A 15,607-nucleotide genomic window follows, 5' to 3' on the forward strand; every position below is an offset into this window, starting at 1 on the left:
CCACAGTCCATCACCACGGACTGTGTTCACCGGCGAACGGAGACGGCACCATGCGTAGTACGACCCGGATTCTTTGTGGACTGGCGACCGTCGCGGCACTCGCTGCCGCGCCGACGGCCTACGCGGCCGAAAACCCTTATGAACGAGGCCCGGCCCCGACGGAAAGCAGCATCGAAGCCTCTCGCGGCTCGTTCGCGGTGTCGCAGATTTCGGTCTCGAGCCTGGCCGTGACCGGTTTCGGCGGCGGCACCATCTACTACCCCACCAGCACCGCGCAGGGCACCTTCGGCGCTGTCGCCATCTCGCCGGGCTACACCGCGACCCAGTCGAGCATCGCGTGGATCGGCCCGCGGCTGGCGTCGCAGGGCTTCGTGGTGTTCACCATCGACACGAACACGATCTACGACCAGCCCGCCAGCCGCGGTGACCAGCTCCTCGCCGCGCTCGACTACCTGACCCAGCGCAGCAGCGTCCGGTCCCGCATCGACACCTCCCGGCTCGCGGTGGCCGGGCACTCGATGGGCGGCGGCGGTTCGCTCGAGGCGGCGCAGGACCGTCCGTCGCTGCAGGCCGCCGTCCCGCTCGCGCCGTGGAACACGCAGAAGTCGTGGTCCTCGCTGCGGGTGCCGACGTTCGTCATCGGCGGCGAGTCCGACGCGGTCGCGCCGGTGGCTTCGCACTCGATCCCGTTCTATACAAGCATTCCCGCCTCCGCGGAGAAGGCGTACATGGAACTGGACAACGCGAGCCACTTCTTCCCGAACACGGCGAACACGACCATGGCCAAGTACACGATCTCGTGGCTGAAGCGGTTCGTGGACAACGACACCCGCTACGAGCAGTTCCTCTGCCCCGCCCCGGACGACCGCGCGATCAGCGACTACCGGGACACCTGCCCGCACGCCTGAGGCGTCCAGGTCCCGGCGCACCCGCGCCGGGACCCCTTTCCCCGTTGGGAGTTCCCGCGTGACCCTGTCCACCTTCGAGATGTCCGGCGTATCGGTGACCTTCGGCGGTCTCGTCGCGCTGTCCGACGTCTCCCTGACCGTCGCACCGGGCCGCGTGCTCGGGGTGATCGGCCCGAACGGGGCGGGCAAGACCACGCTCTTCAACGTCGCGTGCGGTTTCGTCCGCCCCGACACCGGCACGCTGACCTGGCGCGACACCGAACTGCGACGGCTGCGCCCGCATCACCTCGCGGGCCTCGGGATCGCCCGCAGCCTGCAGGAACTCGGTCTCTTCGGCCGGATGACCGTGCTGGACAACGTACTCGTCGGCGCGGGCAAGCACGCGAAAGCCGGCTTCTGGTCCTCGATGCTGGGCCGCACACGGGACGAGAAGGCCCTGACCGAGCGGGCGATGGCGTACCTCGAAGACTTCGACATCGCCGACGTCGCCCACCGCTATCCCGCGAGTCTCCCGTACCCGGTCCGCAAGCGGGTCGCGCTCGCGCGGGCGCTGGTCGGGGAACCGGATCTGCTGCTGCTCGACGAACCGGCGGGCGGGCTTTCGGCGGCCGAGATCGCCGACGTCGGCACCCTGGTGCGCGGCCTGACCGAGCGCATGTCGGTGATGCTCGTGGAGCACCACATGGATCTGGTGATGGGAGTGTGCGACGAGATCGTCGTACTGGACTTCGGCAAGGTGATCGCCCGCGGCACCCCGGACGAGATCCGCGCGGACCCGGCGGTGCGGGCGGCCTACCTCGGCGAGGAGGTGGCCGGTGCTGACCGTTGAGAACCTTTCGGCGGCTTACGGCCCCGTCCGGGCGCTCGATTCCGTGAGCCTGTCCGCCTCCCCCGGCGAGATCACCGCGGTACTCGGCGCGAACGGCGCGGGCAAGACCACCTTGCTGCGCGCCGTTTCCGGCCTCGTCCGGCCGACGGGCGGCCGCGTCACGCTCGCGGGCCGCGACCTGAGCCGGGTGTCCACGGAGGACCTCCCGGCCCTCGGTCTCGCGCAGGTGCCCGAGGGGCGCGGCGTACTGGCCGAACTGACCGTCGAGGAGAACCTGCGGCTCGGCGCGCTCGGATCGGGAAGCCGCGCGACGGTCTCCCAGCTCCGGCGGATCTACGAACTCTTCCCCGTGCTCGCCGAACGCAAGAACGGGCTCGCGCACGTCCTTTCCGGTGGGGAGCGGCAAATGCTGGTGATCGGCCGCGCACTGCTGTCCCGGCCGAAAGTACTGCTGCTCGACGAGCCGTCGCTCGGGCTCGCGCCGCGGATCGTGGCGCAGATCTTCGCCCTGCTGCGCGGTCTCGTCCGCGACGAGGGACTCGCCGTCGTGCTGGTCGAGCAGAACGCGCGCAGTGCGCTGTCCATCGCCGACCACGGTGTCGTGCTCAACCTCGGCGAGGTCGTCGTCCGGCGGGACGCGGCCGAACTGGTCGAGGACGACGACCTCCGGCACGCCTACCTCGGATTCTGAAAGGGAGCCTCGTGCAGCAACTGCTGACCACCGCGCTCACCGGGCTGACCCTCGGCGCGGTCTACGCCGCGTTCGCCCTGGCGCTGGTGCTGATCTGGCGGGCGACGCGAATCGTGAACTTCGCGCAGGCGCCGATGGCGATGATCACCACGTACCTCGCGCTGGTGCTGATCGACGCGGGCTGGTCGTACTGGCTCGGTTTCGCCGTCGCCCTGTTTTCGGGGCTGCTGCTCGGCGCGCTGGTGGAACGCTTCGTGGTCCGGTTCGTCTCCGGCAAACCCGAGATCAACGCCGTGATCCTCACCCTCGGGTTGTTCATCGTGCTGCACGCGCTGGCGGCACTGGTGTTCGGCTCGCGGTACCGGTCGTTCCCGGCGCCGTTCGGGCTCACCGGTTTCGAGGTCGGTGGCACGACGATCGCGCTGACCGGGTTCGGAGTGTTCACCATCGCCGCCGTCGGCGTGGTGCTGATCGGGCTCGTGCTCCTGTTCCGCGGCACCGATCTGGGCCTGCGGATGCGGGCGGCGGCCTTCGACCGGGAAGTGGCGCGCCTGCTGGGAGTGCGGGTCGGGCGGATGCTGACACTCGGCTGGGCGCTCGCCGCCCTCGCCGGTTCGCTGTCGGGACTGCTGATCGCCGGCGGCGGACTGGTCCATCCGTCCTATATGGACGGTGTGGTGGTGTACGGCTTCGTCGCGGCGGTGCTCGGCGGCCTGGACAGCCCGGTCGGCGCGGTCGTCGGCGGCGTCGTGCTCGGCCTGTCCTTGAGCCTGGTCAGCGGCTACGTCGGCGCCGAACTGGTCCCGCTCGCCGCGCTGGCCATCCTCATGGTGGTCCTGCTGCTCAAACCCGGCGGGCTGTTCGCGAGCGTCCGTGAACGGAGGGTCTGACATGCCGCGCCGACATCTGTCGCTCGCCCTCGCCGGACTGGTCGTCGTCGTACTCGTCCTGGAGAACACCGGCCCGTTCCTCACCGCGCAGTTCACCACGATGGCGTACTTCGCGATCGCCGCGGGCGGCTTGACCGTCCTGACAGGACTGAACGGGCAACTGTCGCTCGGCCACGGGGCACTCATGGCGGTCGGAGCGTATTCGGCCGCGCTCCTGCTGAAATCACCCGAGTCCGCCTTGCCACTGCCGGTGATCCTCCTGGTGGCGATGGTGATCACGCTGGCCGTCGGAGCACTCGTGGGCGTCGCGGCCGCTCGGCTGCACGGGCCATACCTCGCGGGCGCGACGCTCGCACTCGCCGTCGCCGTGCCCGGGATCCCTTTGTTCTTCAGCGAAGCGCTCGGCGGCGAGCAGGGTTTGACCGTCCGGATGCCGGAGATCCCCGGCCGGCTGGCGGACGCCGCGTACTTCGTCACCGGCCAGGACCTCACGCAGATCCGTTATCTCGCTTACCTTTCCTGGCTCGCCGTGATCGTCGTGTTCGTCCTGCTGGCGAATCTGTCCCGAAGCCGCGTCGGCCGCGACTGGCAAGCGGTCCGCGACGAGGACGTGGCCGCCGGACTGGCCGGGATCGACCTCGGCCGGACCAGGGTGCTGGCTTTCGTGGTCAGCGCGGGCTGCGCCGGGCTCGCCGGGGCGCTGATGGCGTTGTCGGCGCGGCTGGCGGCGCCGAGCGGGTTCGCGCTGACGTTGTCGCTGCTGCTGGTTTCCGCGGTGGTGCTCGGAGGTCTGGGAAGTCTCACCGGCGCGCTCGCGGGAGCCGCGCTCCTGACGTTCCTGCCGCCGCTGGTGACCGGCGCGGGAACGGATCTCGGCCTGTCCGACGTCCAGGCCGCGCATCTGGCGCCGTTGATCTACGGCCTGGTCACCGTCCTGATCGTGCTGCTCGCACCGGCCGGCCTGGCCGGCGGACTGCGGAAACTCACTCACCGGAGGCGAAATTCATGAAACGCTGGACCAAGGCCGTGGCCCTCTTCCTGGCCGTCACGGTCACCACCGCCTGCGGCGCGGGAGGCAGACCCGAGGGCGAAGAGAAGGGCTCGGCCGTCGGCGTCACCGACACGACCGTCAAGATCGGGGCGCACTTCCCGCTGACCGGTGTCGCCGCGCCGGGCTACAGCGAAATCCCGAGCGGTCATCAGGCCTACTACGGCTACGTGAACGCGAACGGCGGGATCAACGGCCGCAAGATCGAGTTCGTGGCGAAGGACGACGGCTACAACCCGACGAACACCAGCGCGGTCACCAACGAACTGGTGCTCAAGGAGGAGATCTTCGCGATGGTCGGCGGCCTCGGCACGCCGACGCACAGCGCCGTCGTCGACTTCCTCAACAGCTCGAAGGTCCCGGATCTGTTCGTGTCGTCGGGATCGCTGCGCTGGGGCGACGATCCTAAGAAGGCGCCCTTCACCTTCGGCTGGCAGCCGGACTACGAGATCGAGGGCAAGACCATCGGCGACTGGGTGCGGAAAAACCTGCCCGGTGCCAAGGTGGGCCTGTTCGTCCAGGACGACGACTTCGGCCGCGACGGCGAGAAAGGCGCGCGGCGTTATCTGGACAAGCAGATCGTGGAGGTCGCGAAGTACTCGCCCGGCAACACCGACATCGCGCCGCAGATCGCGAAACTCAAGGCCGCGGGGGCGGATCTGGTACTGGGCTTCACCGTCCCGTCCTACACAGCGCTGTCCCAGCTGGCGTCGCTGAAGATCGGCTTCAAGCCGAAATGGTTCTACAGCAACGTCGGTTCCGATCCGGCCCTGGTCGGCTCGCTGCTCGCGCGGTTCTCCGAAGGCAAGGTGACCAACGGCGCGTCGCTCATCGACGGCGTCGTCACCACCGAGTACCTGCCGGGCGTCGACGCTCCGGACAACGCGTGGACGAAGCTGTGGCGGAAGATCTGGAGCGAGCACGGCAAGGGCGGCGACCTGACCAACTACCGCATCTACGGCATGGCGCAGGCGTACACCTTCGTCCAGGCGTTGCAGGCCGCCGGGCGGGACCTGACCCGCGAGCGTGTCGTCGAGGTATTGCAGCAGAACGGGAAGACGTTCGCGGGGCCGGGCCTCGCGCCGTTCCGCTACACCGGCGACAGTCACCTGGGCATCTCCGGGATGTCGGTCGTCGAGCTCCACGGCGGCGCGGGCAAGGATCTGACGCCGGTCCTGGTGACCGACATCGGCGAAGCCCCCATCGAGGCGGACGATTCGGCGGCCAACGACGCGCCACCGGCGAACGGGATCCCGGAGGCGAAGGCGGGCAACTGAGCGGGTCTCAGCCGGAGAAGATCTCGTCGAGGACTCGACGTGCTTCCTTGTCCGCCTGAGTACAGGCGACCAGCGTCTTCCAGAGGGCCCAACCGCGCCCGCGTGCCCAGGCCGCGTCGTCGACGGACAGGCGCTCGCGGAACGCCTTGCGGCCGTCGGCGGTCAGCAGCGTCCAGGCGATGGCCAGGTCGCAGGACGGGTCGCCGACACCGCAGGTCCCGAAGTCGATGACGGCGGCGAGTTCCCCGCCGTCGAGCAGGAGGTTCCCCGGTGCGACGTCGCCGTGGAACCAGACGTCCACTCCGTCCCAAGGGGCGCCCAGCGCGGTCTCCCAGATCTCTCGCGCCAAGCCGACGTCGATTCGGCCGTCCAAGGTCGCGAACGCGCGCTGGACCAATCCGTCGTAGGTACGCAAGGTGGCGCCCCGGAACCAATTGTGCTTACCCGGCTGGGGACCGTCAGTGGCATCGACGCTCCGCAACGCGGCCAGGAACCCGGCCAGGTCGAGGGCGAAGCGGACCGGGTCGGAAATCCCGTCCGCGCTCGCGGGGTCGCCGGGGAGCCATCGGTAGATCGACCACGAGAAGGGATAGCCGTCGTCAGGGCGTCCCTTCGCCAGCGGGACGGGGACGGGCAGCGGCAGCCGGGCAGCGAGCGCCGGAAGCCACCGTTGTTCCTTGTCGACGGCCAAGGCGTACTCGGCCGCGCTCGGCAGACGCGCCACCATCGTGTCGCCGAGGCGGAAGGTGACGTTGTCCCAGCCGCTCTCGTCCACGGGCCGGACCGGAAGGGCGCCCCACTGCGGGAACTGGTCAGCGACCAGCCGTCGCACCTGGTCGACGCCGACGGTGACGCGCTGGGGCATGGGACCGAGATCCGGAGTGCCGCTCACGGGAATCCCTCCTTCCTGGCTCAAACCTGAAATTTTCTTCACGTACACCCCCCGGCTGGCGCCAAGTCACCGATGATCACCTCAGACGTCCTACCTTTGGCCCGTTGCTACTGGTGGAACCGAATGTGGGTGTTCTGATGGATCGCAGGTCGTTCATGCTGGCCACGGGTGGCGCGGTGGCCGCGACCACCGTGCTGGGCACCCCGGCGGAGGCCACCCCTTCCCGGGACCCCTTCGGCCCGGCCGTGCGATTCAACATCATCAGCGACATCCAGGGCGACCTCGTTGATCTCGGCAAGGCCCTGGACGACATCAACGCCACCAACCCGCGCGGCGCCGGTCTCGGCGTGGCGGGTGACATCACCCCGCGCGGCTACGACTTCGAATACGCCCAGGTGCGGGCGATGCTGAACAAGCACCCGCATCCGAGGAACGTCGCCTGGGCCATCGGCAACCACGAGTTCTACGTGCCGAAGTGGCGGGACCCGGACACCCTCGCGCAGGAAACCTGGCCCAACGGCACCACCGAGGAATCGCTGTTCCGCAGCTTCTACAAGTTCGCCGGGCGCAACACGGCCTACTCGGAGACCTCGTTCGGCGGCGTACCGGTGTTGTGCCTGGGCACCGAGCGCTACGCCAAGTACCACGACCCGAAGTTGTGGGACGAGGTGTGGCTCAGCGACCAGCAGTTCACCTGGCTGGAACAGCGGCTGGCCTACTGGGACCGGTGGCGCAAGCCGGTGATGGTGCTGACCCACCACCCGCTGCCGAACACCGTGTCCGGCACCCGCAACAAGCTCTACCTCAACGACTACCTCCAGGCCGACCGCCTGCTCGGCGTGCTCGGCAAGTACCGCGACGTGTTCCTGTTCTCCGGGCACACCCACTGGGACCTCACCCTGTCCGACTGGGTGACCCGCCGGGTCGTCCCCGGCAGCGGCAACCTCGAAGGCTTCACCGTGGTCAACACCGGCGCCGTGCAGACCGGCTGGGTGGACGACGGCAAGGGCGGCGAGGTCTCGCTCGGCGGCAGCTTCAACCAGGGCCTCCAGATCGAGGTGTACCACCGGGCCGTGGTGATCAAAGCGCGCGACTTCACCAGCGGAACCTGGCTCAAGCAGATCACCGTGCCGCTGCGCGACAGCCTCTGAAGGACGGATATTCGCAGGACAACGGTGTCCGGGGTTGCGACACTGACCGAATGCGGACTCTTGTCTGGGTCGGGGGAACCCTGTACGACGTCGCCGCCGGCTGGCGGGCCATCCCGGTGGACGGGTCCTCCGGCAGCCGGAGGTCCGGCGACTACGGGCGACAATTCGACGCGGTGAAGGTGTCGCCGCGTGGCGATGTCGTCGCGCTACTGGCGAGCACCGGCACGGACGGCTTGTTGCTGACAGCGGACGGAGAACTCATCCGCGAGCTCGGGCGCAGCGACTACCAAGCCGACGCATACCGGTATCCCTTGGAGTTGTTCACGTTGCCGGACGGCCGGACCGGAGTCGTGCACTGTCCGGACGAGTACAACAGGCTGGAGATCGAAGACGCCTTCACCGGCGAGCGCTTGGGCGCCGGTGAGGACCGGGAGCCCTCGGATGTCTTCCACTCGCGGCTGGCCGTCTCGCCCAGCGGCCGCTATCTCCTCAGTGCCGGGTGGGTCTGGCACCCTGTCGACTGCGTGATGACTTTCGACCTGCACCGCGCGTTGACCGATCCGGGCGTTCTCGACTCGACGGACGACGATCACCCGCCGGCAAGACTGATTCTTCCCGACGTCAGCGGCGCGTGCTTCATCGGAGACGACGTCGCGATCAGCACCTCCTCGGATCTCGAGCAGCCCACCGAGCCGGACGAATTCGCGGCCACCATGCTCGCCCGCTGGTCGATGACCACGAAGGAATTCTTGTGGCGCAAGCAACTCGACCACCCCGCGGGTGATCTGGTCTGCGTGGCCGGAGACATCCTGGCCCTCTACGGACATCCGCGCCTGTACGACGGGAACAGTGGAGAGCTGCTCGCGGAGTGGCCCGAGCTCGCCACAGGCCATGCGGAGAGCTCGATCGTCTGGGGGAAGTCCTTCTCCGGACCCGCGCGAATCGCTGTCGACAACACCAACCGGCGGTTCGCCGTCACCGACGGCGAAGACGTCGCGATCGTCCACCTCGACTGACCGGTCTAGGCGTCACGACTAGACCTCCACCATGGTGCAGGTACGAGACTGAGTCCATGACGACCTCGACGACTCGGTGGATCCACCGGCACGCGCATCCCCTGCCCACCTTCGATCCCGAAGGACCACTCACCGATCTGGCGCCACTGCACGGCATTGTGCGTGACGCGAATCTGGTCGTACTCGGCGCCTCGGCCCGCGACACGCACGAGCTCTCCGTCGTCTTCCAGCGGATATTGCGGTTCGCACGTACTCGTCGAGCGCGGAATCGGCGACCCCCGAGCATTGCTGGCCGGCGCCAGGTCGTTCTGGCGAACCAGAGAACTCCTCGATGTCGTCGGCTGGATACGTCGCCACAACGAGCGAAATCCGGCCGACCCGGTCCGGATCGCCGACATGGCCGGGTTCTCACAGGTGGGGCCTCCACCCGACAACCTCGCCGACATCGAACGGCTACTGGCCGAGGACACGATCCGGTGGCACGAACACACCGGACACAAGATCGTCTACTGGGGTGGCATGGCGCATATGGTGAACGGCAGGACGCGCGCCCTCTCCATTGAAACGCCGCGGCAGATCCATCGCAGCGCGGGCAGCTACCTCAGGGAGCACTTCGGCTCCAGTCACCTTTCGGTGGGGCTGACCTTCCACCACGGGTCGGCGTCCTACGCCGTCCCCGCGCCGCCGGCCGGGTTCGCCGAGGGCACACTGGGAAGTACCGGTATGGACGCCTATCTGCTGGATCTTCGTGCCCAGGCCCGGACCCGGTCCGGACATGGCTGAGCCTGCCGGCGAAGACCCGGTTGATCGGCCCTGGCTACAACCCCGTCGACGATGACGTCCACCACCTCTCCGGCGGTTCGCTCGCCGAGTGGTTCGACGTCATCGTCCACACCCAAGAGGTGACGCCGGCCCACCCACTCGAGCGCTAGGCATCCGCCTCCGCCGCGGCCTTCTTGGTCTTGCGGAACCGCGCGACGATCCCTGGAAGCAGCAGGAGCAGAAGCATGTAGTACCCCGCGTGCGGCACCAGCGCGGCCACGATGAACGCGGCCGCCAGCAAAGCCGTGTTGACGGCCGTGTCGAACAGCGGTGCCCGGGCCAGTTCGCTGTCCTCGTCCCGCAGGGCCGGGTCGCGGCGGATGATCAGCACCATGAGCAGTTGGAACAGAGACGCGGCCAGGATCGTGCCGATGTAGAGCGAGGAGGTGAACCGGTCGTTGCCGTACGAGGCCGCCACCTCGGTCGGGAACGGCAGCACCACGATCGTCAGTACCCAGCCGAAGTTCGCCACCATCAACGGCTTGCTGTACGCCTTCACTTGCTCGAACACGTGGTGGTGCACGATCCAGAGCCGGGCGATCACCGCGAAACTGAGCAGGAAGCTGTAGATCTTCCACTGGTTCTCGCCGATCAGGGCCACTGGGTCGAGGTGCTGCGCGACGGCGTCCGAAACGGCCTCCACAAGCGGCAGGACCAGCAAGGTGATCGCGATCGCGACGACGGCGTCGGTGAAGAACACCAGTCGTTCGGGAGACCTGTTCTGGGGCATTCGGGGAGCGTAAGCGGTTCGGCAATGTCCGGCGATGGGAGAACCGGCCCGCGCCCCGTCAGCTGCCGAGTAGTTGTTCGAGTCCGTCCTTGATCTGCTCCGGCGTCATGCTTTGCCGCTGGTGGACGTACTGCGCGGCCGCCAGTGGCGCGAGAAGCGCATCGGCCCTGAAGTGCGCGTCGATGTCCGGCTCGATCTCGCGGATCAACGCGACCAGATGACTTTGGTGAAGCCGGTAAGCGCCGGTGACGAACCTCGCCATCGGCGTTTCGGTCTCGGCGACCATCAGCAGCCGTCCGTGTGTTTCGAGCCTGTCCACGTACGCGCTCAGGAACGCTTTGAGCCTTTGGCGCGCCGGCGCACCGGGACCGAGCGGCGGCGGCCCGCCGATGAACGCCTCCTGGAACTCGCGCTCGTTCTCGTCCAGGAGCGCCTGCGCCAACGCGCCCTTGTCCGGAAACCGCCGGTACACGGTGCCGATCCCGACACCCGCCTCCGCCGCGACCTCGTCCAGCGCGAGTCCTTCGATCCCCTTGGCCGCGACGAGTCTGGCCGCGGCCCGGACGATCTTCTGCCGGTTGCGAGCCGCGTCCGCCCGCTCTACCGGCCCGGATCCTGCGATGGGAAGCACTCGTCGAGCTTAACCGGTGGACAAGTGGAACTTTCTCCAGTTAACTAAGCGGAGGAAATTCCACTTAAGGAGACGCGAATGTCCGTCGAACACTTCACCAGCTCCGGCGCTTCGACCTGGTTCCAGCGGCTTGACCAGCAGATCTTCCTCGCCGATGTCGTCGACCAGGACAGCGGCGCGGCGATGTCCGTCGGATTCGGGCGCTACCGGAGAGGCGAGAAGAACCCGTGGAAGGTGACCTATGACGAGGCACTGGTCATCACTTCCGGTGCTTTCACCGTCGAGGGTCCGTCGGGCTCGGTGACGGCCCGGGCGGGCGAGGTGATCTACCTGCGGGCCGACACCGAGGTCGTCTACGTGGCCGACGAGGACACCGAACTGGTCTACGTCACGTATCCGCACTGGCTCGCCACCACGGAAGCCTCGGCGGAAGCGCACCGGCTGAACGACTTCCACGAAGCCGAGTGAAAGGGGCCGCCTCGATGGCGACCCCTTTTCGTCGGGTCATCTCTTCCAGGAATTCCTACCACCAGAATGGTCCGCAACAGCACCACTGGCCGCTGTTGCGGCGTCAGGCCAGTTCGTTGACCGTTGTGCCGTCCTTGTCAAGGATCTTGATGGTCGGCCGGTCGTTCTCGTCGACCTGGAGCACGATTCTCGGACGTCCTTGTGAATCGCACAACGCCAGTTGCGCGCCGAAGGTGGTGTGACAGCCGAAAAGCGCTCGCGGGGTGGCACGGACGCCGGGCCCGGCGTCGGGATCCGGAATACCGTTGATGGTCAGGCCCGCGCCACCCACGCCGCCCTTCGCGGACAGGCTGAGATTGATCCCGTCCACCGCGTGCGGATAGTCGAAAGCGATGCGGCCGCCGGCGGGGTGGACGAGCAGGCCGCCTTTTTCGTCACCGGTCTCGTCGTTGAAGATCAGATAGGAGCCGTTCTCCGGCCCGGAGCGCCGCTCGGGCGGGTAGGTCTGACCGTCGATGATCACCGGCGGCTTACGGCTGTCGAGCAGGAACCGCTGCCGCCCTCTCTTGTCCACCACGGTGAACGACGGGCTCACCTGCTGCTTGTCGTTCACCGTGGAGTCGACAGCGGACTCCGCCGCGCCCGCGGTGCCACCGGCCAGCAACACGCCACCCGCGGACGCCGCCACCCCAAAGGCGGCCCGCCGCCCGAGATCCCCTGCCATCGCCCAGCCTCCTCAAGTCGATTCCCCGGACGCTAGCAAAGATCATCAAATAGTGTGACAGATCAACGCCACATGTCACTCTGCTGGAGCAGTACGGTCGCAGGATGTCGGCGTGGCCGATACCAGGCTGAGCACGCTGTTACTGAGGCAGTCCCATGGTGTCGGCCCACTGCGTAACGGCTTGGTGGTAGTCGGGTGCGTTGGGTGCGTAGTTGATCGAATGGCCGAAGCCCGGCAGTACGTAGGTTCGCAGTTGTGCCGCCGCGGAGTAGTACGGCGCCTCGGATTGGCGTAGGCCGGCCGAGGAGGTGCAGTCGGTCGCGAGCGGGCCACAGAGGCCGACGTCCCCGCCGCCGAGTACGACCAGTACCGGCACTGTGATCCGTCTGGTGTACGGGAGCACGGTGGCGAGGGCGGCGGCGTCGAGCAGCTCGCCGGGAGCGACGACGTCCTTGGTGGCCTCGTCGTAGGCGGTCATCCCGGGGACGTCGGGTCCGGGTGCGTGGAATGCCGCGTATCTGGTGCCTGGCCGGGTGGTCAGGTAGGTGGGGTCGAGCCCCAGCTGCGACATCACCGGGTCGAGCGCGACGGGGATGAACGAGCCTAAGACGATCAGCGCGCCGGGGGGATTGATGCGGTGTGCCAGCCCGGTGATCAGCACACCGTCCACGTCGTGGTAAGTGCCTGCTTCAAGCACGGTGATGGCGGAGCCGAGCGAGTGTCCGCCGAGAATCACCTTGTCGAACCGCGAGCCGAGGTCGCCGTGCCGGATCGCCTGGATCACCTGGTGTACCACGTCGGCTTCGGTGAACGCGGTCAGCAGTGCGCTGGGTGGTTTGGAGCTGGCGCCGGTACCGAGCCGGTCGATGGCAAGGGTGGCGTAGCCGGCCTTGTTCATCGCGAGCCGGAACGAATGCGTTTCCGGGGTGCGTGCGGAATCCCAGTACGCGCTGTTGTAGGTGGCGCCGGGGACCAGCACCTGAACGGTTCGCGCGCCTCGCGGCGGTTCGCACAGCCTGCCGTGCACGGTCTGGGGAAGCAGCCCGGCCAGCCGCACCGGGACGGTCACGTCCTGGCAGGACGCAGAATCAGCCTGAGCCTGCGCGGGCGTCAGCAGTGACCCGGCCAGCAGGATGGCGGAAAACGCCGCGCCGGCACGGCGCTTCACTCTGCCATGACGCCGATACATAAAAACGAACCTCCACTGAAATAGCGTGTTTCGATGATTATCGGAAGCGCGGGACGACCGTCATCGGCAGCCGGTTCGGGTACGCGGTGGTCGTGCACTTCACCCGGACCGGCTTACCCGGGACGGGAACCAACCGCCATTGCGCGGCGATCGTGGCCACGACGATCGCGATCTCGGTCATGGCGAAGGAATTCCCGATGCACTGGTGGGCACCCGCGCTGAACGGGATGTAGGCCCCGCGGGGCAGATCCTTGGCTCGTTCCCCCGCCCAGCGGTCCGGGTCGAAACGATCGGGGTGGTCGTGGAACCTCGGATCGAAATGCATGGCGTGCGGGCTGATGATCACCTCGGCGCCCGGAGACAGGCGCACACCGCCGAGATCGACTTCCGTGGCGACCCGGCGCATGAGAATCCACAGTGGATACATCCGCAGGACCTCGTTGATGACCTGCCGCGTGTAGACCAGCCGTGGCACGTCCTCGGCGGTGGCCTGCCCGCCGCCGAGCACCTCGTTGACCTCGTTGTGGAGCTTCTGCTCGACCTCGGGGTGGCGGGCGATTTCGTGGAACAGCCAGGAAAGCGCCAGCGCACTGGTCTCGATCCCCGCGGTGAGCAGGGTGATGACCTCGTCGCGCACCTGCTCGTCGGTCATCCCCTCGCCCGTGTCGGCGTCCCTGGCCAGCAGCAGCATGGACAGCAGGTCGCTCCGGTCGGCCTGCTCGGCACGCCAGTTGCCGATGAGTTCCTCCACGATCGCGCGCATGCGGTCGACGGCCCTGTCGAACCGCCGGTTGGCCGGAATGGGGAGCTTTTCCACGAACGCGGGCGAGAGCACGCGGATCATGCCGTACTTGAGGATGATCGGGATCGACCTGCGGGCCTCCTCGGTCGCGGCTTCGCCTATTTCGGCGGAGAACAGCGCCTCGCCGACGGTGGTGACCGCGAGTGCCTGCATGTCGTGGTCGACCCTGCGCACCTCGCCCGGCCTCCACGGTCTGACCAGATCGGCGGCCGCTCTCGTCATGATCTCGGCGTACCCCGCGATGGTGGCGTGGTGGAAAGCGGGTTGCATCAACCGGCGCTGCCGCAGGTGAAGAACACCGTCGGAGAGAGCGAGCCCGTTGCCGACGAACGGGCGGAACTTCTCGAACATCGCACCCTTGCGGAAATTGCTCCCGTCGGCGACCAGCACCTGGTGCGTCAATTCCGGACTGGTCAGGAAATACGTTTCCATCGGGCCGAGGTAGACCCGCACCACGTCTCCGTGCGCGTACAACGACGACGTGAATCCGAAGCGACGCCGCAGCATCGCCGGAGTGTGTCCGATCAACGGCCATCGACCGGGCGCAACCGGTACGGGCATCCGGACTCCATCGCCGACGCGGAAGGGGACAGAACACGCTAGCGCCATTCGACGGCAGCCCACAGCGCTCAATCGGGTGACTACGCAGCCGCCATCCGATCACATGGCAGGCTGAGTAAGCTCGACGGCTCTCCAAAGAAAAGCAATGGGATCGAGGTGTTGACACTGACGCGACTTCCGGACTGGGTCCCATCGGGCACCGACGAAACAGTGCCCAGTGCCGCCCGGATGTACGACTACATGCTGGGCGGCGGCCACAACTTCGCCGTCGACCGCGAAGCCGCCACGCGGGCCGAGCAAGTCGTGCCCTACGCCCGGGGTGTGGCGAGACTCAACCGCGCGTTCCTCCGACGGGCTGTCCGGTTCATGATCGACCAGGGCGTCCGCCAGTTCCTCGACATCGGTTCGGGCGTGCCGACCGTCGGCAACGTGCACGAAATCGCGCAGGACGCCGACCCGGAATGCCGGGTGGTGTATGTGGACCACGACCCCGTCGCGGTCGCGCACAGCCAACTGATCCTCGCCGGGAACGACCACGCCACCGCGCTCAAGGCCGACGCCCGTGACCCCTCACGGATCCTCAGCGATCCTCAGCTGCGTCGGCAGCTGAATCTCGACGAGCCGATCGGCATGCTGTTCCTGTGCATGCTGCACTGGATCCCGGACGAATCCGACCCGGGTGGCCTCATGCGCCACTACATCGACGCGATGGCTTCCGAAAGCTACCTGGCGATCACACACATCACCGAGGACTACCTGCCTTACCAGGTTCGGGAAGGACTCAGGATCGCGACAAAGGGCGGCGACCAGGTCACGTCACGCCCCTACGACGAGGTGCTCACCATGTTCGGTGACCTCGAACTGCTCGAACCCGGCCTGGTCGGATGCGGTACCTGGCGCCCCGCCGGGCCCGGCGACATCGCCGAAGATCCGACACTGAACCAGGTCCTCTACGCCGGAATGGCACGCAAATCCTGA

Annotated in this window: 18 protein-coding genes; 12 read left to right on the plus strand and 6 right to left on the minus strand. The window is 67.6% G+C overall.

The window, feature by feature from the left end; translation table 11 throughout:
• The first annotated feature begins 50 nt into the window (after positions 1-50).
• From bdeA to ACZ5IK_RS33270, 6 genes are read left to right on the plus strand one after another with little or no spacing between them, the layout of a single operon-like run.
• Positions 51-908, plus strand: coding sequence for a bis(hydroxyethyl) terephthalate hydrolase (gene bdeA, locus ACZ5IK_RS33245; protein WP_465491332.1), 858 nt, complete (start codon positions 51-53; stop codon positions 906-908).
• Between the two features lie 58 nt (positions 909-966).
• Positions 967-1,737: an ABC transporter ATP-binding protein gene (locus ACZ5IK_RS33250; RefSeq protein WP_465491333.1), complete on the plus strand. Its 771-nt coding sequence runs from the start codon at positions 967-969 to the stop codon at positions 1,735-1,737.
• Complete coding sequence (locus tag ACZ5IK_RS33255; protein ID WP_465491334.1) at positions 1,724-2,428, plus strand: ABC transporter ATP-binding protein; 705 nt, start codon at positions 1,724-1,726, stop codon at positions 2,426-2,428. The genes ACZ5IK_RS33250 and ACZ5IK_RS33255 overlap by 14 nt, the downstream gene beginning before the upstream one ends.
• 11 nt (positions 2,429-2,439) lie before the next feature.
• The gene (locus tag ACZ5IK_RS33260) at positions 2,440-3,318 is read left to right on the plus strand and encodes a branched-chain amino acid ABC transporter permease (RefSeq protein ID WP_465491335.1); all 879 of its coding nucleotides are present in this window, start codon (positions 2,440-2,442) and stop codon (positions 3,316-3,318) included.
• A gap of 1 nt (position 3,319) precedes the next feature.
• Entirely contained in the window at positions 3,320-4,327 is a 1,008-nt protein-coding gene (locus ACZ5IK_RS33265) for a branched-chain amino acid ABC transporter permease (protein ID WP_465491336.1), read from the plus strand.
• Positions 4,324-5,643, plus strand: a complete 1,320-nt coding sequence (locus ACZ5IK_RS33270) for an ABC transporter substrate-binding protein (protein ID WP_465491337.1) — start codon at positions 4,324-4,326, stop codon at positions 5,641-5,643. Before ACZ5IK_RS33265 ends, ACZ5IK_RS33270 begins: the two co-directional genes overlap by 4 nt.
• Before the next feature lie 7 nt (positions 5,644-5,650).
• Here the strand turns inward: ACZ5IK_RS33270 and ACZ5IK_RS33275 are convergent, their stop codons facing one another.
• Positions 5,651-6,508 (minus strand): aminoglycoside phosphotransferase family protein, encoded by an 858-nt coding sequence (locus ACZ5IK_RS33275; protein WP_465491427.1) that lies wholly within the window; start codon positions 6,506-6,508, stop codon positions 5,651-5,653.
• 164 nt (positions 6,509-6,672) lie between these two features.
• Here ACZ5IK_RS33275 and ACZ5IK_RS33280 point away from each other — a divergent pair, with 164 nt between their 5' ends.
• The 4 genes from ACZ5IK_RS33280 to ACZ5IK_RS33295 all read left to right on the plus strand — a co-directional run bounded on the left by ACZ5IK_RS33280 (position 6,673) and on the right by ACZ5IK_RS33295 (position 9,634).
• Positions 6,673-7,686, plus strand: coding sequence for a metallophosphoesterase family protein (locus tag ACZ5IK_RS33280; RefSeq protein ID WP_465491338.1), 1,014 nt, complete (start codon positions 6,673-6,675; stop codon positions 7,684-7,686).
• Positions 7,687-7,736: 50 nt separating this feature from the next.
• Positions 7,737-8,702 (plus strand): hypothetical protein, encoded by a 966-nt coding sequence (locus ACZ5IK_RS33285; RefSeq protein WP_465491339.1) that lies wholly within the window; start codon positions 7,737-7,739, stop codon positions 8,700-8,702.
• Between the two features lie 162 nt (positions 8,703-8,864).
• Complete coding sequence (locus ACZ5IK_RS33290; protein ID WP_465491340.1) at positions 8,865-9,485, plus strand: erythromycin esterase family protein; 621 nt, start codon at positions 8,865-8,867, stop codon at positions 9,483-9,485.
• A gap of 20 nt (positions 9,486-9,505) precedes the next feature.
• Positions 9,506-9,634 (plus strand): hypothetical protein, encoded by a 129-nt coding sequence (locus ACZ5IK_RS33295; protein WP_465491341.1) that lies wholly within the window; start codon positions 9,506-9,508, stop codon positions 9,632-9,634.
• On the opposite strand, the gene ACZ5IK_RS33300 is transcribed toward ACZ5IK_RS33295, so the two are convergent.
• Together ACZ5IK_RS33300 and ACZ5IK_RS33305 are read right to left on the minus strand one after the other, a co-directional pair.
• Positions 9,631-10,254 (minus strand): TMEM175 family protein, encoded by a 624-nt coding sequence (locus ACZ5IK_RS33300; RefSeq protein WP_465491342.1) that lies wholly within the window; start codon positions 10,252-10,254, stop codon positions 9,631-9,633. The genes ACZ5IK_RS33295 and ACZ5IK_RS33300 overlap by 4 nt on opposite strands.
• A gap of 58 nt (positions 10,255-10,312) precedes the next feature.
• The gene (locus tag ACZ5IK_RS33305) at positions 10,313-10,885 is read right to left on the minus strand and encodes a TetR/AcrR family transcriptional regulator (protein WP_465491343.1); all 573 of its coding nucleotides are present in this window, start codon (positions 10,883-10,885) and stop codon (positions 10,313-10,315) included.
• A gap of 78 nt (positions 10,886-10,963) precedes the next feature.
• Here ACZ5IK_RS33305 and ACZ5IK_RS33310 point away from each other — a divergent pair, with 78 nt between their 5' ends.
• Positions 10,964-11,353, plus strand: coding sequence for a cupin (locus ACZ5IK_RS33310; protein ID WP_465491344.1), 390 nt, complete (start codon positions 10,964-10,966; stop codon positions 11,351-11,353).
• A 103-nt stretch (positions 11,354-11,456) separates the two neighbouring features.
• Here ACZ5IK_RS33310 and ACZ5IK_RS33315 read toward each other — a convergent pair whose 3' ends face one another.
• The 3 genes from ACZ5IK_RS33315 to ACZ5IK_RS33325 all read right to left on the minus strand — a co-directional run bounded on the left by ACZ5IK_RS33315 (position 11,457) and on the right by ACZ5IK_RS33325 (position 14,629).
• A complete protein-coding gene (locus tag ACZ5IK_RS33315) occupies positions 11,457-12,077 on the minus strand; it encodes a hypothetical protein (protein WP_465491345.1) in 621 nt (206 codons plus the stop codon).
• Between the two features lie 139 nt (positions 12,078-12,216).
• On the minus strand, positions 12,217-13,245 hold the full coding sequence (locus tag ACZ5IK_RS33320; RefSeq protein WP_465491346.1) for an alpha/beta hydrolase: 1,029 nt from the start codon (positions 13,243-13,245) through the stop codon (positions 12,217-12,219).
• Positions 13,246-13,303: 58 nt separating this feature from the next.
• The gene (locus tag ACZ5IK_RS33325) at positions 13,304-14,629 is read right to left on the minus strand and encodes a cytochrome P450 (RefSeq protein ID WP_465491347.1); all 1,326 of its coding nucleotides are present in this window, start codon (positions 14,627-14,629) and stop codon (positions 13,304-13,306) included.
• Between the two features lie 156 nt (positions 14,630-14,785).
• Here ACZ5IK_RS33325 and ACZ5IK_RS33330 point away from each other — a divergent pair, with 156 nt between their 5' ends.
• Positions 14,786-15,607, plus strand: coding sequence for an SAM-dependent methyltransferase (locus ACZ5IK_RS33330; RefSeq protein WP_465491348.1), 822 nt, complete (start codon positions 14,786-14,788; stop codon positions 15,605-15,607).

The organism is Amycolatopsis sp. NPDC031561 (genome assembly GCF_055580625.1).